Origin of the sequence: Bifidobacterium adolescentis ATCC 15703 (genome assembly GCF_000010425.1) — a bacterium.
In the GTDB taxonomy this organism is placed as follows: domain Bacteria; phylum Actinomycetota; class Actinomycetes; order Actinomycetales; family Bifidobacteriaceae; genus Bifidobacterium; species Bifidobacterium adolescentis.
In genome coordinates this window covers 81,633-100,487 of the sequence record NC_008618.1, presented here as the reverse complement: position 1 = coordinate 100,487, position 18,855 = coordinate 81,633, and the positions used below count along the sequence as shown (strand labels likewise).

Annotated in this window: 13 protein-coding genes; 2 read left to right on the top strand and 11 right to left on the bottom strand. The window is 61.4% G+C overall.

The window, feature by feature from the left end; translation table 11 throughout:
* Nucleotides 1-100: 100 nt before the first annotated feature.
* From BAD_RS00390 to fbaA, 10 genes are all read right to left on the bottom strand, one after another.
* On the bottom strand, nt 101-1,393 hold the full coding sequence (locus BAD_RS00390; protein ID WP_041777201.1) for an ABC transporter substrate-binding protein: 1,293 nt from the start codon (nt 1,391-1,393) through the stop codon (nt 101-103).
* A gap of 367 nt (nt 1,394-1,760) precedes the next feature.
* Nucleotides 1,761-2,516 (bottom strand): ABC transporter ATP-binding protein, encoded by a 756-nt coding sequence (locus BAD_RS00385; protein WP_229027003.1) that lies wholly within the window; start codon nt 2,514-2,516, stop codon nt 1,761-1,763.
* Between the two features lie 55 nt (nt 2,517-2,571).
* On the bottom strand, nt 2,572-3,603 hold the full coding sequence (locus BAD_RS00380) for an ABC transporter ATP-binding protein (RefSeq protein ID WP_041777200.1): 1,032 nt from the start codon (nt 3,601-3,603) through the stop codon (nt 2,572-2,574).
* On the bottom strand, nt 3,596-4,579 hold the full coding sequence (locus BAD_RS00375; RefSeq protein ID WP_003807330.1) for a branched-chain amino acid ABC transporter permease: 984 nt from the start codon (nt 4,577-4,579) through the stop codon (nt 3,596-3,598). Before BAD_RS00375 ends, BAD_RS00380 begins: the two co-directional genes overlap by 8 nt.
* A 3-nt stretch (nt 4,580-4,582) precedes the next feature.
* Nucleotides 4,583-6,025, bottom strand: a complete 1,443-nt coding sequence (locus BAD_RS00370) for an ABC transporter permease subunit (protein ID WP_041777199.1) — start codon at nt 6,023-6,025, stop codon at nt 4,583-4,585.
* 133 nt (nt 6,026-6,158) lie between these two features.
* Nucleotides 6,159-6,545 carry a fluoride efflux transporter FluC gene (locus tag BAD_RS00365; RefSeq protein WP_041777198.1) on the bottom strand — a complete coding sequence of 129 codons (387 nt, stop codon included), beginning with the start codon at nt 6,543-6,545 and terminating at the stop codon, nt 6,159-6,161.
* A complete protein-coding gene (locus BAD_RS00360) occupies nt 6,545-7,612 on the bottom strand; it encodes a fluoride efflux transporter FluC (protein WP_041777197.1) in 1,068 nt (355 codons plus the stop codon). The genes BAD_RS00365 and BAD_RS00360 overlap by 1 nt, the downstream gene beginning before the upstream one ends.
* A gap of 215 nt (nt 7,613-7,827) precedes the next feature.
* A complete protein-coding gene (locus BAD_RS00355; RefSeq protein WP_231837116.1) occupies nt 7,828-9,339 on the bottom strand; it encodes a ClC family H(+)/Cl(-) exchange transporter in 1,512 nt (503 codons plus the stop codon).
* Between the two features lie 263 nt (nt 9,340-9,602).
* Nucleotides 9,603-10,889 carry an adenylosuccinate synthase gene (locus BAD_RS00350; RefSeq protein WP_011742617.1) on the bottom strand — a complete coding sequence of 429 codons (1,287 nt, stop codon included), beginning with the start codon at nt 10,887-10,889 and terminating at the stop codon, nt 9,603-9,605.
* 185 nt (nt 10,890-11,074) lie between these two features.
* Nucleotides 11,075-12,142: a class II fructose-bisphosphate aldolase gene (gene fbaA, locus BAD_RS00345; protein WP_011742616.1), complete on the bottom strand. Its 1,068-nt coding sequence runs from the start codon at nt 12,140-12,142 to the stop codon at nt 11,075-11,077.
* Between the two features lie 308 nt (nt 12,143-12,450).
* On the opposite strand from fbaA, the gene BAD_RS00340 reads away from it, so the two are divergent.
* Both BAD_RS00340 and BAD_RS00335 read left to right on the top strand, forming a co-directional pair.
* On the top strand, nt 12,451-15,162 hold the full coding sequence (locus BAD_RS00340) for a YhgE/Pip domain-containing protein (RefSeq protein ID WP_011742615.1): 2,712 nt from the start codon (nt 12,451-12,453) through the stop codon (nt 15,160-15,162).
* Between the two features lie 2 nt (nt 15,163-15,164).
* A complete protein-coding gene (locus BAD_RS00335; protein ID WP_011742614.1) occupies nt 15,165-17,489 on the top strand; it encodes a YhgE/Pip domain-containing protein in 2,325 nt (774 codons plus the stop codon).
* Between the two features lie 339 nt (nt 17,490-17,828).
* On the opposite strand, the gene yddG is transcribed toward BAD_RS00335, so the two are convergent.
* The gene (gene yddG, locus BAD_RS00330; RefSeq protein ID WP_003807310.1) at nt 17,829-18,797 is read right to left on the bottom strand and encodes an aromatic amino acid DMT transporter YddG; all 969 of its coding nucleotides are present in this window, start codon (nt 18,795-18,797) and stop codon (nt 17,829-17,831) included.
* Nucleotides 18,798-18,855 lie beyond the last annotated feature (58 nt).

Below are 18,855 nucleotides of genomic sequence, written 5' to 3'. Positions count from 1 at the left end.
TCATCTCGCTTGCGTCGCACCGCCCCTTGCGTTGCGTGGCTTGGCCGTCAGCCGTCACGTCCGGCCATCACGTCAGTCCGCACCACGGACGAACCGACCGTCATGCCTTCGGTACGGAACCTTCCTGGGAGTGGTCGAAGACCGGCTTGTTGTCGGCGTCGTACTTATAGACGCCGATGGAAGCCGAGCTCGGATCATGCGCGTCGTTGAACGCGCCGATGGAGGTCTGGCCCTTGTACTGAATCTCCTTGCCGTCCTTCAGCAGGGCAACGCAGGCCTTGTAGGAATCGCACTTCTCGCCCTTGGTGGATCCGGAGACGGCCGCCATATTGGCCTGGATGGTCTTGCCATCGGCACTGCCGCCCTTCTGTGCGGCGAGCGCGGCGAGGATGATGCCATCGTAGGTTTCAGCGCCGTAGGTGGTGGTGTTTTTCAGGTCGACGCCGGTGGATTCGAGGCGCTTGACGAAGTCGTCGGACGGATTGATACCCGGGATGGTGCCCTTCGAGCCTTCCAGCAGGCCCGCGTCGAGTTCGCTGGAATAGTCGGAGGTGTTGCCGTCCACGAAGTACAGCTTCTTGGTGTTGACTCCGGCGGAAGCGAGCGCCTTCAGCAGCGGTTTGGTCTGATCGAAGGCGATGACGAGCGTCGCGTCGGGGTTGGATGCCTTGATGGCGGTGGCGATGGATGAGAAGTTCGTTTCGGTCGGGTCGAACGTGTCCTTTTCGCCATAGATGATGTCGACGCCTGCCGCGGATGCGGTTTTGACGATGGTGTCGCGCAGGCCGGTACCGTATTCGTCGTTGAAGACCGCGATGGCGAGCTTCTGCACGCCGTCCTGGGCAATCAGGTTGCCCATGACCGCGCCCTGCACGGTATCGGGGGCGACGGTGCGGAAGAAGTAGTCGGAAAGGCCGGAGAAGCTGGCCGAGGTGGCGCCCATCGACAGCATCGGAATGTTTTGCGAGGTGATGGACTTGTAGGTGTTCTTGACCACGGAGCTGGAGGCCGGGCCGATGATGAACGACGGGTTCTTGCTGAGGACGGATTGGGCGGCGGAGGTGTTCTGGTCGGCGTGGTCCGCGTCGGAGGTGTCGGCGTCGACGGTGGTGATTTTGTTGCCGAGCACGCCACCAGCGTCGTTGATGTCTTTGACGGCAAGTTTTTCGGCGGCCAGTTCCGGCGGGGCCAGGTAGGCCAGTGAGCCGGTTTCCGGCCATAGGCCACCAAGCACGAACTTACTGGTTTTGGTGCCGGAGGTGCTTGCCGAACTGCTGGATGAACTGGACGAGTTGGATGAACCGCAGCCGGCGAGCGCCATGACTGCGGCGGCCACCATGGCGGTGGCTGTGATGGACAGTTTCCTCATGCCCTTCATGTTGATCTTCTTCATTTGAATCACCGTTTCCTCTCTTGGCTCCGCTGATTGCCGAACCCTTGGTGACGATTATCGAGATGTGTTGCTCGACCATCTTGAATCGCACTATAAGTGCCGAGGAAACCGAATGTGTATGCGTGAAGTTAACCGAAGGTGAAGCCCGAAAACTGTTGGAAACACAAGGTTTTGAGCTTGTTTTCAGGCATGCCGAAGCCACTGTCGGGCAGTGCCCCAACAGCGGTAATCGGAATTGAGAATTTTGAATCATAGGGGGAAATCGCGGAACGCGTGCGGAGACCGCCGTCCGAGCCCGAAGGCGTACGAACGTACGTCGAGCGGCAAGGAAAGGCGGTATACGCTCCGTTCCGCGATTTCCTGGGTCCTACCTTCCTTCCTCTTGAACCTCTTCTTCCAGGTTGCCCAGGTAGAGGGAGACGACTTTCGGATCGTTCATCAGGTCGCGGCCCTTGCCGGAGTAGGCGTTGCGGCCTTGGTCGAGGACGTAGCCGCGGTCGCAGATCTGCAGGCAGCGGCGGGCGTTCTGTTCGACGATGACCACGGATACGCCGGCTTTGTTGACTTGGCGCACGCGGATGAAGGTTTCGTCCTGAAGCATTGGGGACAGGCCTGCGGAGGGCTCGTCGAGCAGGAGGACGGATGGTTTCATCATGAGGGCGCGGGCCATGGCCACCATCTGACGTTCGCCGCCGGAGAGTTGGCCTGCGAGCTGGTTTTTGCGCTGGCCGAGTTTGGGGAAGATGGAGCACACGTAGTCGAAGCGTTCGTTGAACAGTTTCGGTGCTTGGAACGCGCCCATGTGCAGGTTTTCCGCGATGGTCAGGCTGGGGAAGACGTTTTCGGTCTGCGGCACGAAGCCGACGCCACGGGAGACGAGTTTGTCGGCGCGCAGGTTGGTGATGTCCTCGCCTTTCAGCAGCAGCTTGCCGGAGTGGATGTGCACCAGGCCGAACAATGATTTGAGCAGGGTTGATTTGCCTGCGCCGTTCGGGCCGATGATACCAACGATCTCGCCTTCATGCAGGGTCAGGGATGCGCCGTTCAGGATGTTCACGCCGGGAATGTATCCGGCCACCAAATCGACCGCGTCGAGCAACGGTTCGCCTTCGGGCTCGCCCATGTGGATCTGCGCGCGGGTCAGCGGCTCGTCGGCCACGCTTGCGATGTCGCTCATTTCAGGCCTCCTTCAGGTCTTCCAGCACGGAATCGTCGCCCAGGTCCACGTTCGCGTGGGCGCCCAGATATGCGTCGATCACGGCCGGATCGTTCATCACGCTCTTCGGTTGGCCTTCGGCCACGATCTTGCCTTCCGCCATCACGGTGACCCAGTCGGCGATGTGTCTCACCATGTTGATGTCGTGTTCGACGAACAGCACTGTGGTGCCTTCCTCGCGCAACGCCATGATGTGGTCGAGCAGCGACTGTTTCAGCGCGGGATTCACGCCGGCCATCGGCTCGTCCAGCATGACCAGTTTCGGGTCGGACATCAGCGCTCGTGCCATTTCCAGCAGCTTGCGTTGGCCGCCGGAAAGCGCGCCGGCGTAATCGTCCTTCTTTTTGATCAGCAGGAAGCGTTCCAGCAGCGCCTCGGCTTTTTCGATGTTCGCCTGCTCCTGCTTCCTCCACATGCCGGGGAACAGCGCGCGGAACATGCCTTCGCCCGGCTGCACGGGGGCACCGAGGAGCATGTTGTCGAGCACGGTCAGACGGCTCATCACCTTGGTTAGCTGGAAGGTGCGGACCATGCCCATGCGCGCCACTTTTTCGGGCTGCACGTGGGCCATGTCCTTGCCGTCGAACTGCCAGGTGCCGGTGTTCGGCGTATCGAAGCCGGTCATCAGGTTGAAGAACGTGGTTTTGCCGGCGCCGTTCGGTCCGATCAGCGCGGTGATGCCGTGCCGTTCGATTTCGAAGTGGCTCACGTCCACGGCGGTCATGCCGCCGAATTTGCGGGTCACGTTGTCGGCCACGAGGATCGGGTCGGGCTTGTGCACGCCCGGCTTGTTTTCGACGAATTTCAGATCGTCGGTGACTTTGTCACGATAGGCGGTGGAGATGAGGGTCTCGCCTTCCGGAGCTTTGGTGGCCCATTTGGTGAGGTCCTGGAATGGTACGCCGGGCTGCACACCGGATACGGGTTGCACGCCGGTTGCGGGTTCCGTGGCCGGCTGCACGCCAGTGGTCGGAGAATTCGTTGTATCAGGCATGGAAAGCCAACTCCTTTCGGTCGCCCAACAGGCCTTGTGGTCTGAAGATCACCAGGCACATCAGCGCGACGCCGACGATCACCCAGCCGAGGGCTTCGATCTGGTTGGAAGAGATGAGGGTTTCGGGAACGGTGTTGCGCATGACCTCCTTGACGAAGGTGAGCAGCACCCACAGCACGCAGGAGCCAAGCACCGGGCCGAGAATCGTGGCCGCGCCGCCCAGCAGCAGAATCGTCCACACGTAGAAGGTGACGGTGCGGCCGAGCGAATCGGGCTGTACGGAACGCGGCAGGACGAAGATGATGCCGGCGATCGCGCCGAACAGGCCGCCCAGAATCAGCGATTCCATCTTGTATCGCGTCACCGGCTTGCCGAGCGAACGGATCGCGTTCTCGTCCTCGCGGATGCCTTTGAGCATGCGGCCCCACGGCGAGTGGAACCAGCGCCAGCACAGCAGCGCCGCGATCACCACCAAAACCCATGCCACGATGCGCAGCCACCAGGAGTTGGCGATGTTGTTGCTGTACGTCCACAGCAGGAACGTGGTCGAACCGTCCGGCAGCGGCGAAAGCGATTCGAATTTCTCGGTGAAGTCCTGCGGCGAGATGCCCGCGGAACCGCCGGTGAAGTTCGTCATGGCCGTCGATCTGCCGATGATGCGGATGATTTCCGCGGCGGCCAATGTGACCATGGCCAGATAGTCGGGTCCGAGTTTCAGCGTCGGAATGCCCAGCAGCAGCGCGTAGATGACCGCGAGCGCGAGCGCCGCGCATACGGAGGCGAACAGGTTGCAGCCCATCGACTGCGTGATGGCGAATCCGTAAGCGCCGAGGAGCATGAAACCGGCCTGGCCCATGTTCATCAGGCCCGTCATGCCGAAGTGAATGTTCAAACCGATGGCGGCGAGTACGTACGCCGCCGTGGTCGGGGCGATCAGTTCGCCCGCCGCGTTGGAGATGATTGTCATGATGTCCATGGATCAGCCCACCCTTTGCTGCTTGCCGAAGATGCCCTGCGGGCGCACCAGCAGAACGATGATGAGGATTGCCAGCGCGCTGGCGTAACGCATATCGTTGGGGATGACGAGCGAGCTCATGTCCGCCACGATGCCGATGACCAGCGAGCCGATCAACGCGCCATTGGCGGTGCCGAGGCCGCCGAGCGTCACCGCGGCGAACATCAGCAGAATCAGGGTCGCGCCGGTGTTCCAGGAGATGCCGTTCAGGTAGACGCCGAGCAGCACGCCGGACAGGGCTGCCATCGCGCACGAGAGGATCCAGACCACGCGGACCACCTGATCCACGTTGATACCGGATGCTGCGGCGAGCGCCGCGTTGTCGGACACGGCTCGTGTGGCGCGGCCGAGTCGCGTCTTGTAGAGGAACAGGGTGACGCCGACGATCACGCAGATGGCGATGAGCGCGGAGACCAGCGTCGGCATGTCGGTGGTGATCGGTCCGAGCTGGAAGCTGTCCGGCACCGATTTGACGATGCCTTTGATGTCGCCACCGAAGAAGAACTGGAACGTGTACTGCAACGCCATGGACAGGCCGATGGTGACGATCATCTGCTGCATGGTGCCGACGTGGCGTCTGCGTAGCGGCCCCCAGACGATTTCGTTTTGGATGAAGCCGGTCAGCGCGCCGATGACGATGGCGAAGATGGCGGAGGCGATGAGCGGCATGTGCAGCATCTGCGTGCCGACGTATGCCATGAGGCCGCCGAGCGTCACCTGTTCGCCGTGTGAGAACGACTGCAGGCCAGTGGTGCCGTAGACGAGGTTCATGCCGACGGACATGAGGCCCAGCATCAGGCCGAAGATAATGCCGGAATACAGTTGCTGCCAGATGCGTTTGCCGACATTGGAGCCGCCTTTTTTGACTGGCGATTGCGTGGCCGCCGTCGATCCGGATGTGCCGGTCGCGCCTTTCGTGCCGTTTGCCGAGCCGGACGATCCAGATGTGCCGGACGTGCCGCTGCCGGTGGAATCGCCAGCTTGGTCGAAACGGACGACTCCGCGCTGCTTGTCGAAGCTGGCTTTCCTGATCGTCACCGTTGCGCTGCTTGCCTTCAGACCGTGCTCTTTCGCAACGGATGCGTCGATGGTGACGGTGTAATCGCCGTCATCGGCAACGGAAAACGCCCACTTGCCGTCGGCAGCGGTTTTGGTTTCCGCCGTTGCCTTGCCGGACAGCGTGATGGTGACGTCGGCGATCGGCTTCTTGTCGGCGTCCTGCAGGATGCCATTGACGCAGCCGTTGCTGGCGGTCGGATTGCATTCATCGACGGCCTGCGCGCCGGAATCGGCTGCGGACGCGATGGCGGGAGGGAGTACGAAAAGCATCGAGAGAACGGCGACAATCGAACAGAGTATGACGATTCCCGGTCGACGATGCCGTGTGAGATACGTTACGGCTGTCATAGGTTTTTCCTCTCTTGTTGTTTTCACAACGTAGGAGAGGAAACAGCTCGCGCGGTTGCGCTCAGATTTCCTGAACGTTACCCGATGACCGCCCGTGTAACGTGAAAATTACGCGCGGCCAAGCCGGTGACAGCTATGCGTGGCCGCCCAGCATGGCGATGCCGAATCCGAGCGCCACGCAGGCGAGCGGCACCGCGACCGTGGCAGCGCCATAGCCCAGGGCCATGGCGAAACGGCGTTTGCGAATCAGCGACAGCACCTCGTTGATCGCCGACGAGAATGTTGAGAATCCGCCGAGGAACCCCACAACGAACGTCATTACCGTGCCCATATCAACCGACTGCGCATAGTACGACATCATGGCGATGCCGGCGCACAGGGAGGCGACGCCGTTGATGACGAGCGTGGCCAGGGGGAAGCTGTGGTTGCCGTTACGGTTCCAGCTGCGTTGGATCGACACGTCAAGCACATAACGGGCCATGGCGCCGATGCCGCCGAACAGGCAGATCATCCAGGTCATCAGCGCACCTCCCCTGTGGTCGGGTCGGCGACGAGCGGGATTTCCGCGGTGACCGGCTTGGGTTCGAAGCTGGGCAGAGGTGCGACGGGTTGCGATGACTGCGGCTGCGATTCGATTTTCGGCACCTGCCCGGTCTGCGCGACCTGCTGGGCGACCTGGGCCGCCTGCTGTGCCGCCTGCGCGGCCTCCAACGCGGCCTGCGCGGCCGAATGCGCCGCATCCGCCACCTTCACGTGGCGCACGCCCTGCGCGTCCGGCACGTTGTTCTGCACATTTTGCGCGGCCGGCACGTCCGATTCGCCCGAATCGGCCATGGGGACCGTCTGCGTAACACTCTGCGTAGCCGATACTGCAGTGTCGGTCATCTGGACGTCCTGCACGATGCCGTACGCGTCCGAATCGCCCGAATCGGACATTGAGGATACGGAAGCCGTGGAGGCATCGGCGATCGCGTTACGGACCCGCTTGCGTGTGCCGCGCGCCAGCAACGCCTGCATCAGCGCCACGCCAACCGCGGCCGCGATCAGACCGCCAGCGAAACTTCCCGCAAGATAGCCGAGCGCGCTGCCGAAACGCTGCTCGCGCATGCCTTCCATGGTTTCCAACATCACGCCGGACATCGTCGACAGTCCGCCAAGCAAACCAAGCCCGACGCCACGGCTGACGACCTGCCGCACCCTGCGGCGCAGCCACGACGCGGTCGCCATGTATTCGGTCAGCATCGCAAACAGGAAGCAGGCGAGCATATTCGACACGAACGTGCCCACCACGAACGGCGAACCGTTCACCGACGGCAGCAGCAGGTCCGTGGCACGACGGAACCCGACGCCGACGAAGCCGCCGACGAACACCACGAGATACATCAGACCATCGGCAAGAGGGTTGAATCGCGCCTGCATGCGTTTCATCGGCGCGAGCGGAATCTGCGGCGGATGCTTGGATGCGGCGGCACCGGACGGGCGCACATCCGCGCGCGCCACTTCGGCGACGTCGATCGACTGTGTGGCGGGATTCGGCTCATCACCCGCGTTTGGCGAGTCTGCCGCCCGTTGTTCTTGCGATTCCATCACATTCCCCTTGTACTTGGCTTTCCGCGGACAGCGTCGTTCCGCCCCAGCCATACGGCAACGAGCTGGCCGCAGGTGCCGTCTTCCTAACCTTGTACGAGTCTACACGTGCGTTGCAACCAAACATCGAACATGTCCGATTCGGTGGATAACTATGGATAACTTCGGGTGGCCCTAGACGTCTACGAATGGTTATGGAAGACGGTAAGACCGCGTCAGACGGACACGTCGCACAGCCGCCGCATCGCATGCCGTGCGTCGCTTTCGTCCTCGCCGCTGAACAGCACGACCAGATAGTCGCCGGCACGCAGCCGCGTATCGCCATGCGGCACGATCTGCCGTTCGCCGCGACGCAGGCCAATCACCAGACAGCCGTACGGCCAGCGCACGTCACGCATCAGCTTGCCGTCCGCGGTCGCGCCCATTTCCACAGGCAGTTCCATGATGCCGTTGTCGATGCGATTGGCGATTGCCGTCGTGCCGCCTTGCGCGCGCATGTACCGTTCCAGCAGCTCGCCGTAGATCGGTTTCGTACGCAGCAGGTCGGAGACGAGCAATGCGATGAACGCGACGGCGGCGACCGGCAGCATGTGCGTCAATGTGCCGGACATTTCCACGGCCAGCAGAATCGACGTGATCGGTGTTTTCACGGACGCGGCCAGCGTGCCCGTCATCACGCATACCGAGAAAATCGCCACGGAATCGGACGGCAGGTTGCCGAACTGGTGCAACGTCTCGCCGCAGATACCGCCGGCGAGTGAGCCAACCGCGAGAATCGGCATGAAAATGCCGCCGGGAGCGCCTGAACCGAAGCTGGTGGAGGTGAACAGCACTTTCGCCACGAACAGCACGCACAGCATGCCCAAGCCGACGCGCGCATGCTCGGCCATGGCGATCAGGTTCGAGCCGCCGCCGAGCACGTCAGGCAGCCAAATGCCGATTGGCAGCGCGAGTGCGATCGCGATCAAAGGGCGGCTCCATGCGGGAAGCTTGCCGTACAGCGTTTGGAAGCCGAGCAGCGAACGGTTCATCAGCGAACCAACCAAACCGGCCACCAATCCCAGCGGAATCAGCCACCCGTATTCGCCGAGCGGCAGTTGGCCGATGGTGCCGAAGTCAAGCACCGGACGCAGGCCGAAACAGTATTTCGATACGAAATCGGCGGTCAGGGACGCGGCGGTGGCGCCCATCAGAATCGCGGGCGAAAAACTGCGATGCACCCCTTCCAAAGCGAACATCATGCCGGACAGCGGTGCGCTGAACGCGGCGGACAGGCCGGCCGCGGCACCGGCGGTGACCAGATAATGCTCCTGCATGTCCTCACGTTTCTTGCCGCGCAGCCGGTGCGATAGGAACTGCGCGCCCGATGCGCCGATTTGGATGGACGGTCCTTCGCGGCCGAGCGAGAGGCCGAAGAGCGATCCGAGCAGGCCTCCGATGAAGCGAACCGGCAGAATCGTCTGCCATCGCATTTTCAGGCCGCAGATCACCACGCCGTTGGTTTGCGGAATGCCGCTGCCGCCGGCCATCGGCTCTTTTTTGACCATCCATGCGATGGCGAGCGCGGCTGTGATTGCGGCGACCGCCCACGGTGCGACCAGCCACGGGGTTTCGCGGATGCGCGCGTAGATCCAGCGCGCGGTGTCGGTGCCGTATTCGATGCCGAGACGGTAGAGGACGACGAGGAAGCCGGAAATCAGGCCGACGAGAATGCCGGCAGCGGCCATCTTCCATTTCAGGTGGTCGAATCGCGGGACCAGTTTGCTGAACCTGTCAAACCTGTCGAACCTGTCGTTAGGCGGCATTGCAGTCATCGCACTCCCCTTTTCCGTTCCTCCGCCGCGCACCCCGTCGGTGTGTATGCGGTGTGCGTCATACGCGCACGCCATCGCACGCACCATACGCAAAGTGCCGGCAGGCACAGGCCCACCGGCACTTGTCATTGACGTTCGTTACCGACGTTCATATCGACGAATCAGCCGAATCAGCTTCAGTCGATCAGCGAGTTGATCTGGATGATGTGGTCGCGCTGCGGGCCGGTGCCGATCACGGAAATGCGGCAGCCGGACAGTTCCTCAAGACGCTTGACGTAATCCTGGCAGGTCTTCGGCAGATCGTTGAAGTCATGGACCTGGGAAATGTCCTCGTCCCAACCCGGCATGGACTCGTAAATCGGCTTCGCGGCGGCGAACTCGGCCTGGTCGGTCGGCATATCGTCGCGACGCTCGCCGTTGACGTCGTACGCCACGCACAGCGGGATTTCCTTGAGGCCGGTGAGCACGTCGAGCTTGGTGAGCACGATGTCGGTCAGGCCGTTGACCTGGGCCGCGTAACGGTTGACGACCGCGTCGAACCAACCGCAGCGACGCGGGCGACCGGTGGTCACGCCGTACTCGTGGCCTTGGGCGCGCAGCCATTCGCCTTCCTCGCCGAACAGTTCGGTCGGGAACGGGCCTTCGCCCACGCGGGTCACATACGCCTTGGAGACGCCGACCACGCGGGTGATCTTGGTCGGGCCAACGCCGGTGCCGGTGCAGGCGCCGCCGGCGGTCGGGTTGGAGGAAGTCACGAACGGGTAGGTGCCGTGGTCCACGTCGAGCATGGTGGCCTGGCCGCCTTCGAACAGCACGGTCTTACCCTCGTCGAGCGCCTTGTTGAGCACCAGGGAGGTGTTGGCCACGTACGGCTTCAGGCGTTCGCCGAGCTTGAGCAGCTCGTCGGTGGTCTCGTCCACGTCGATCGGGCGACGGTTGTACAGCTTGACGAGCATCTGGTTCTTCTGATGCAGGCTGGCCTCGACCTTGTCATGCAGGTGCTCCGCGTTGAACAGGTCGTGCACGCGGATGCCCACGCGGTTGATCTTGTCGGCGTATGCCGGGCCGATGCCACGGCCGGTGGTGCCGATCTTGTGCTTGCCGAGGAAGCGTTCGGTCACCTTGTCGAGCACGCGGTGATACGGGGCGATGATGTGCGCGCTTTCGCTCACCAGCAGTCGGGAGCAGTCCACGCCACGGCTTTCAAGGCCGTCGATCTCCTGGAACAGCACTTCCGGATCGACGACGACGCCGTTGCCGATGACAGGGGTGGTGTTGGGGCTGATGATGCCGGACGGCAGCAGATGCAGCGCATACGATTCGTCGCCGACCACCACAGTATGGCCAGCGTTATTGCCGCCGTTGAAGCGGGCCACGTAGTCGACCTTCGTGCCGATCAGATCCGTTGCCTTGCCTTTGCCCTCGTCTCCCCACTGGGCACCGATCAAAACAATTCCAGGCATGTTGTTGCACCTCCGTGCGTACGCGATTCTGCCTTAAGCCTTGCGCCTAAAGCCTTACAAAGGTTACTCTTCACCCTCTACCGGGTCTGAGGGATGCTCACGGCTCCGGACCGACCGTAATCGGATTGCAACCGGTCCGAAAAACAGACCAGAAAACGCCCGAAAACAGTTCGAAAGACCGTTGGCTAGTTCAGCGCGCGCCCGGCACTGCCGAGCTGCTTGCATGCTTCGACCACACGCGCGGCCATCGCGGATTCAGCTTCACGACCCCAGGATCGCGGATCGTACAGCTTCTTGTTGCCCACCTCACCGTCGATTTTGAGCACCGAATCATAGTTGGAGAACATGTGACCGGCCACCGCACGGCTGAATGCGTACTGCGTATCGGTGTCGATGTTCATCTTCACCACGCCGTAGCTCACGGCCTGCGCGATCTCCTCCGGCGCGGAGCCGGAACCGCCGTGGAACACCAGGGCGAACGGCTTACCGGGAGCGACATCCAGCGAGTGCGCGGGGTCGGGCATTTCGCCGGCCTTGATCGCGAGCGCGACCGTGGTCTGGATTTCGTCGAGCAGTTCGGGGCGCAGTTTCACCACGCCCGGTTTGTATGCGCCGTGCACGTTGCCGAAGGTGAAGGCGGCCATGTAGCGTCCGCGCTCGCCGAGGCCGAGTCGTTGCGCGACGGTGATGCCTTGCGCGGGCGTGGAATACAGTTTGTCATTGATTTCGGCGCTGTGCCCGTCTTCTTCGCCACCGACCGCGCCGATTTCGATTTCCAGCACGGTGTGCGCGGCTTGGGATTTGTCGAGCAGTTCTTCTGCGATGTCGAGGTTTTCATCCAGCGGCACTGTGGAACCGTCCCACATGTGTGACTGGAAGGTCGGTTCCTGACCGTGCTTCACCTGTTCGACTTCATGGTCGAGCAAGAGGCGCACCCATTCGTCCAAATACTGTTTGGCGCAGTGGTCGGTGTGCAGGGCGATGGTGATGTTGGGGTATTTCGCCGCGACTTCGTGCGCGAAGGCTGCGAAGGCAAGCGAGCCGGTGACGCGGTCGTTGACGCGTTGCCCGGAGAAGTAGGCGGCGCCGCCTACGGAGACTTGGATGATGCCATCGGATTCCGCCTCGGCGAAACCCTGGAGTGCGGCGTTCAGGGTCTGCGTGCTGGTCACATTGATCGCGGGATAGGCGTAACCGCCGCGGCGTGCGGCGTCCAGCATTTGCGCATAACGTTCCGGCGTTGCAATAGTCATGCCTCCATTATCGCCCAACCCTATCCCACTTGTCATGTGACAACATTCGCCATCTTTCCTTTCCGTTTTCCCGACCGTCCGCTCCATATCCAGGTCGCCCGCCCCACTAGAGCCATATGCCGAGCGTTTTCGTCTCATATCCCGACACTTGCGGGACCGACCAATAAACATGGCGAAACCATTGCGATCGTTCCATCGGAAGTCATAGAATGTCCACCGGATCGCGCGACGAAGAGCCCAACCGGGTGTTCCCGCACGGGCATGCCGCCGCACGTAGATGTTGCGACCAATACCCGCGAGGAGGCTTGATGCACCAGGTTTTCGCCATCTTCCTTCGAGACGTGAAACGCATTCTGAAGAACCCCGTGGCGCTCGTCGTCACGCTGGGTGTGGCCATCATCCCATCACTGTACGCATGGTGCAATATCCTCGCCAACTGGGACCCGTACGCGAACACGGGCAACATCCAAGTCGCTGTGGCGAACGAGGACAAGGGCACAACCTCCACGCTGGTCGGCCATCTCGACGCTGGCCAGCAGACCGTCAACCAGCTTAAGAAGAACCATCAGCTCGGCTGGCGTTTCGTTCCCAAGCAGCAAGCCATCGAAGGCGTGGAATCCGGCAAATACTATGCGGCGATCGTACTGCCGGAAGACTTCAGCTCCAGACTAATCGGCACCGTCACCGGTAAAGGCGACCGACCGTCGATCACGTACTACATCAACGAAAAGCTGAACGCGATCGCGCCGAAAATCACCGATACGGGCGCGACCACGATCGACGAGCAGATCAACACCACTTTCGTTTCCAGCGTGGCCGACGCCGTGGCAAAGGAAGTGAAGGAGGCAGCGGGAGAAACCACCGGCAGCGTGAAAAGCGCGCAAAGCGACGTCATCAACGATCTGACCGACACCATCAACCAGCTCGAAACCGTCCAACAGCAGCTGCGCGACACCCGCTCCACGCTCGACAAGGCCCTCACCACCATCGATTCGGCCAAACAGTCCAACATCGCGCTCACCTCGGAAATCACCAACTCGCTTGACACCGTCGGCAAGGCGTCCGACTTGCTGAGCGAGACGCGCACACAAACCGAACGATTCTCGAACACGCTGGTCGGAGCGCTCGACAACGGCAGCACGCAACTGTCCGGCCTGCAGGTCAACGTGAGCAATGCCACCGGCACCGTGCTCAGCGGACTGAACACCACGCAGGACGCGCTCGACCAAGTGTCCAGCACCATGCATCACGTCAACACCACCACCGGCAATGTGCTCGACGACGTGGAGAAGGCGTTGCAGGCCAGCCAGCTGGATCCGAACAGCCAAACGTATAAGGATCTTTCCGCGCAGCTCGCCGAAGCCCGCAAACAGCTGACGTTCCAGCAGCAGCGCATCGACGCCTTCGATCAGGACACCACGGCTGCGATCAACGCGGGGAAGAACACCGCGAACGGGTTCAACGACGATGTCACCACGCTGGCGAAGAACGGCACGGCGTCGATGGCGAGCGCACGCACGACCATCACCGGCACGGTCATGCCGAATCTCAACACCGGGCTCGATACACTCAGCCTGGCCAATGGGTCGCTGTCCGGCACGCTTACCACGCTGCAAAGCACGCTGGAACAGGGCAACGGGCTGCTCGACCAGTTGTCGCGCACCGTGACCCAAACGAACACCACCATTGCTGGCACGCAGACACAGCTCGCCAATCTCGCCAAACAGCTCAACACCACGCGCACCGATGTGGCCGCGTTGAGCAGTTCGGCGATGTTCCAGCAGCTTTCCCAAGCGCTCGGACTTGACGCGAGCGAGGTCGGCTCGTTCGTGGGCGAGCCGGTGCATTTGGACGAACAGGTCCTCTACCCGGTCAAAAACTATGGTTCCGCGGTCACGCCGTTCTACACGAATCTTGCGCTGTGGGTCGGCGGATTCGTGCTCGTCGCGATCTACAAGCTTGAAGTGGACCGCGATGAGAAGATCCGCATGTACACGCCACGCCAAGGCTATATGGGCCGTTGGCTGCTGTTCGTCACGGTCGGATTCCTGCAGGCGATCATCGCCACGATCGGCGATCTCGCGCTGGGCATCCAATGCGAGCATCCGTTCCTGTTCATCCTCGCCGGCATTTTCGCCTCGTTCGTCTACGTGAACATCATTTACGCGCTCGCCGTGGCGTTCCGGCATATCGGCAAGGCCGTCGCCGTGATTCTGGTGATCATCCAGATTCCGGGCGCGGCAGGCCTCTACCCCATCGAGATGATGCCGGAATTCTTCCGCCGTCTGAAACCGTTCCTACCGTTCACCTACGGCATCAACGCGATGCGCGGGCCGATCGGCGGCATGTATGCCAACCATTATTGGATCGACATGCTCTCGCTGTTCTGGTATCTGCCTGTGGCGCTGTTCATCGGCTTGGTGGTCCGCAAGCTGGCGTTAAACCTCAACCGCCTGTTCGACAACCGTCTGGCGGACACTGATCTGATGATCACCGAACATAACGAAGGCACGGTGGAACCGTTGCGGCTCACCGAGACCGCGCAGCAGATCGCCGAGGAGTTCCCCGAACTCGTCCGCAGACGGGCGATTCATTTCTTCCGCCTGTACCCGCGCCTGGTGCGTTGGGGATTCCTCGCGCTGGCGGTACTGCCGTTCGTGTTCCTGCTATTGCTATTCATCACGCGCATGAAGCTCGCCATGCTGCTCGGTTGGATCATTTCGATCATCGCCATCGACACGTATCTCATCGTGGTGGAGTATCTGCGCGAACGGTATGCGAATTATCTGGGCGAGGAAGCGATGAGTGCGGAAGAGTTCCGCAGCGCGATCCTGCACGAGAACCTGCTGTTCCGGCCGGGCATGCATTACAAGCCGATGCATGCCGTACGTACGAGGCTGTATGAGGCTGCGCATGGTGGTTCGGCCGGACATGCGCCTGAACATGCGGCTGAGTATGCGGCTGGAAACACGGACGGAAATGCTGGCAGGAGTCTGCGTGAGGAGGGGAACGAACAGTGAAAATGATCTGGGGCATCTTCAAGCGGGACATGTGCCATGCCACCCGCAACGTGATCGCCGTGATCGTCTCGATGGGCCTGGTGGTGGTGCCGGCGCTGTACGCCTGGTTCAACATCGCGGCCAGCTGGGACCCCTACGGCAACACCAAGGCATTGAAGGTCGCCGTGGCCAATAACGACAAGGGTTACAAGTCGGATCTCATACCGGTGCGCGTCAACGTGGGCGAAACCATCATCAGCACACTGCACGCCAACGACCAGCTGGACTGGCAGTTCGTGAAAAGCGACAAGGCAATCGACGGGGTGAAATCCGGCGAATACTATGCGGCGATCGTAATTCCGAAAGGTTTCAGCGCCGACATGATGACGCTGTTCTCCCCCGACATCAAACACGCGCAGCTCAAGTACTATCTGAACGAGAAAATCAACCCGATCGCCCCGCATATCACCGATCAGGGCGCGACAACCGTGGTCAACACGATCGACAAAACCTTCGCCAAAACGATTGCGCAAGTCGGACTCGACCTGGCCTCAAGCATCCTACACTATTCGCAAAGCCCGCAAATGGCCGAATACATGCGCAACCTCAACGGCAATCTCACCACCACGGCGGATACGCTGAGCGGCGCATCGCAGCAGGTGACGTCGTATTCGCAGCTGCTCGGCTCGGCGAACGACATCGTGGATTCCACGGGCAAACTGCTCGCCTCGGCGACCAAGGCGGGCAAACAGGCCCAGAACGCGTTGAAGCAAGGCAAATCAGGTGCCACGTCACTCACTTCTGCAGGTGCGAACGTCACCTCCTCGGTGAACACCGCGCTCGACCAGGTGTCAGGCGCGTTCGACCAAGTAGCTGCCAAGGTGAACAAGGCGTTCGACGCGATCGGCAAGGACTCAGACACCGCAGCCAGCCAGTTGGCAACGTTGAGCGAACAAATCTCCAGCGGCGAATCGCTGTACGACACGTACATCACAAGCCTCAACCACATGCGCGAATCGGTGGAACAACTACCGGACAGCGATTCCGCGAAACAGGCGCTGCTGGAAGCCATCGACCGGGAGATCACGCTGCTGGAAGCCGCCAAAGGCGATTCGCAGAAGCTCGCGCAGCAGCTGAAAGACGCTTCCACGCAGGTCACGCAGGATACCGCAGCCGCGGAACGCTCCCGCAAGGAGATCCTGAACCGCATCACCTCCGCGAAGCAGTCGATCAGCAATGTGCGCGACGATTACGCCACGAACGTCAAGCCGAAAATCGACGCGCTCGCCTCCACAGTCAGCACGCTGATCTCCCAAACCGACAGCATAATCACCCAGCTGAGCGGCACCGCCGACGATCTGGACGATGTGACGGGCGATGTGGGGACGAATGTGACGTCCATCCGTTCCACGCTCGGCGCGATCGCGAAGAAACTCGACTCGTCGGCAGCGACGGTGAAGGAGCTGATCACGAAGCTGGAGACGGGCGGGAACGCCGGTGACGGCAACAGCGATGGTGGCAATGGTGGCAACGACGCCAGTTCGTCCGATTCGGGTGAATCGGACGAACTACGTGCACTGGCCACCGCCAACGCGTCCACACTGTCCACGCTGATTTCCGCGCCTGTCGCACTGCATCGCGTCTCGGTGTACCCGATCGCGAACTACGGTTCGGCCATGGCGCCGTTCTATACGATCCTGTCAATCTGGGTGGGTGCGATCATCCTGTGCGCCATGCTGAAAGTGACGATTTCGGACCGCGAGAAGGCGCATGTGCTGGGCTTGGGCGACACGCTGCCGCGCGTCGCCGGCCCGTCCGGCCCGGGGAACGCCTCACGTTGGGGACTGCGTCTCGACCACGAGTATTTCGGACGGTACGCGATCTTCGCACTGCTCGCGTTGCTGCAGGGCACACTGGTTTGCCTGGGTGACATGTATTTCCTTGGCGTGCAGGCGAATCATGCGCTGCAGTTCCTTGCCGTGGGGTGGCTTGCCGCGCTCGTGTTCTCGAATATCGTGTATACGCTGACCGTGTCGTTCGGCGATATCGGCAAGGCCGTGGCCGTGGTGCTGCTGGTGATGCAGGTCGCCGGTTCGGGCGGTACGTTCCCTATCGAGACGCTGCCGAAGTTCTTCCAAATGCTCTACCCGTTCCTACCATTCCCGCACGCCATCGATGCCATGCACGCCGCGATGGCCGGATCGTACGGCAATGAGTACCTGCTTGATATGGTGTATCTCGCCTTGTTCCTGATTCCTTCGCTGCTGCTGGGATTGGTGTTGCGCAAGCCGGTGATCCGGTTGAACAACTGGGTGAGCCGCAATCTGGAGTCCACCAAGGTGATGTGACGAGGCGGATTTGAACGGGCTGGTTTGAGCCGGTTTAGATCGGTTTCGGCTGGTACACGTGAACGCGCTGCCCGCCATCATCGACGACCTGAAAACCCAAAGCCACGAATTCGTCACCATCGACCAGCCGGCAAAAACCTAAGCTAGCGTGGAGGCGTAGGGCATTGTCCTGCCCAGTCACTTCCCTTACGTACCGCTGCGCCATCCCGGCGCTCCTCTGCGCCGCCACTACCCCACATGTCGCCTCCTCACGCACCAACAAGTGTCCGATTCCCCCGAATCAGCCACCCACGCGTCATCCGGTCACCCCAGGTTGTCCGATTCGGGAGAAACGGACACTCAGGGGCACCGTGCAAACCACACGTTGATCAGAGAACCGGCAACCACCAGCACAACACCGATCCAGAACGGCATGCCCAGCGCCACGCCCAACAGAAGCGTGCTAGAAGCCGTGGAAAACAGCGGAGTCGCGTACGAACCAATCGCAAGCGTTTCCATACTGCCGTGCAACATGCCGTATCCCCAGCACGCGTAGCCGCCCGAAATCGAAGCGGCGCACGCAATCAGCGCAGCATATCCACCGATGCCGGGCGCCGTGTCCGGCAAACCGTCTCCCGAAACGAAATGGATGGTCCACAGTACAACGGCCACACAGCAGAAGAAAATCGTCGTGCCGTCGTAACCGCCGGACAACGACGGCGTAAAAGTCGCATAAATCGCCCAAATAAAGGCGCCAACAAACGCGAGCACATACGGTAGGGGGTTACTGGCGATATTGTGGACCGCTTCCTGCATATCAAGGCTTTCTCCGCCAACCGCCATCGCCACACCGATGGTTGCGATCACCGCGCCAGGAATCGCTTTGGCGACCGCACCACGTTTGTGCGATACCGCTGCGGTCATCAGCACCAGCAGCGTCGGCCACAAGTAGTTGACAAGGCTGACTTCCACGGATTGCGCGTTCGTTGTGGCCAGGCCGATCGACAGCGAGATTGACGCCTCGTATGCGATGAACATGAGTCCGCCTGCGATGAGGTACTTGCATGGCGCTTCGCGGATTGGTTTCGGACGGCGCACAATGAACAGCATGACACCACCGACGGTGTAGATGAGCGCCGAACCGAGCGTGGCGCCGAACGATTCGGAGACCAGTCGCACGAGGCCGGCCATGAAGCCCCACAGGACGATTGCGAACAGGCCGATGAGTGTCGCCGCGTGTGATGTGGCATGGCCGAGTAGCGGATTGCAGGAGTTGCCGGTGGGGTGGTTTGCGCCGGAATCGGAGGGGGACTTCTGGTTCGTGTTCACGGGCTCCAGCCTACCCATCGCCCTCCACGAGTGTCCGATTCTGCAGAATCGGACACTC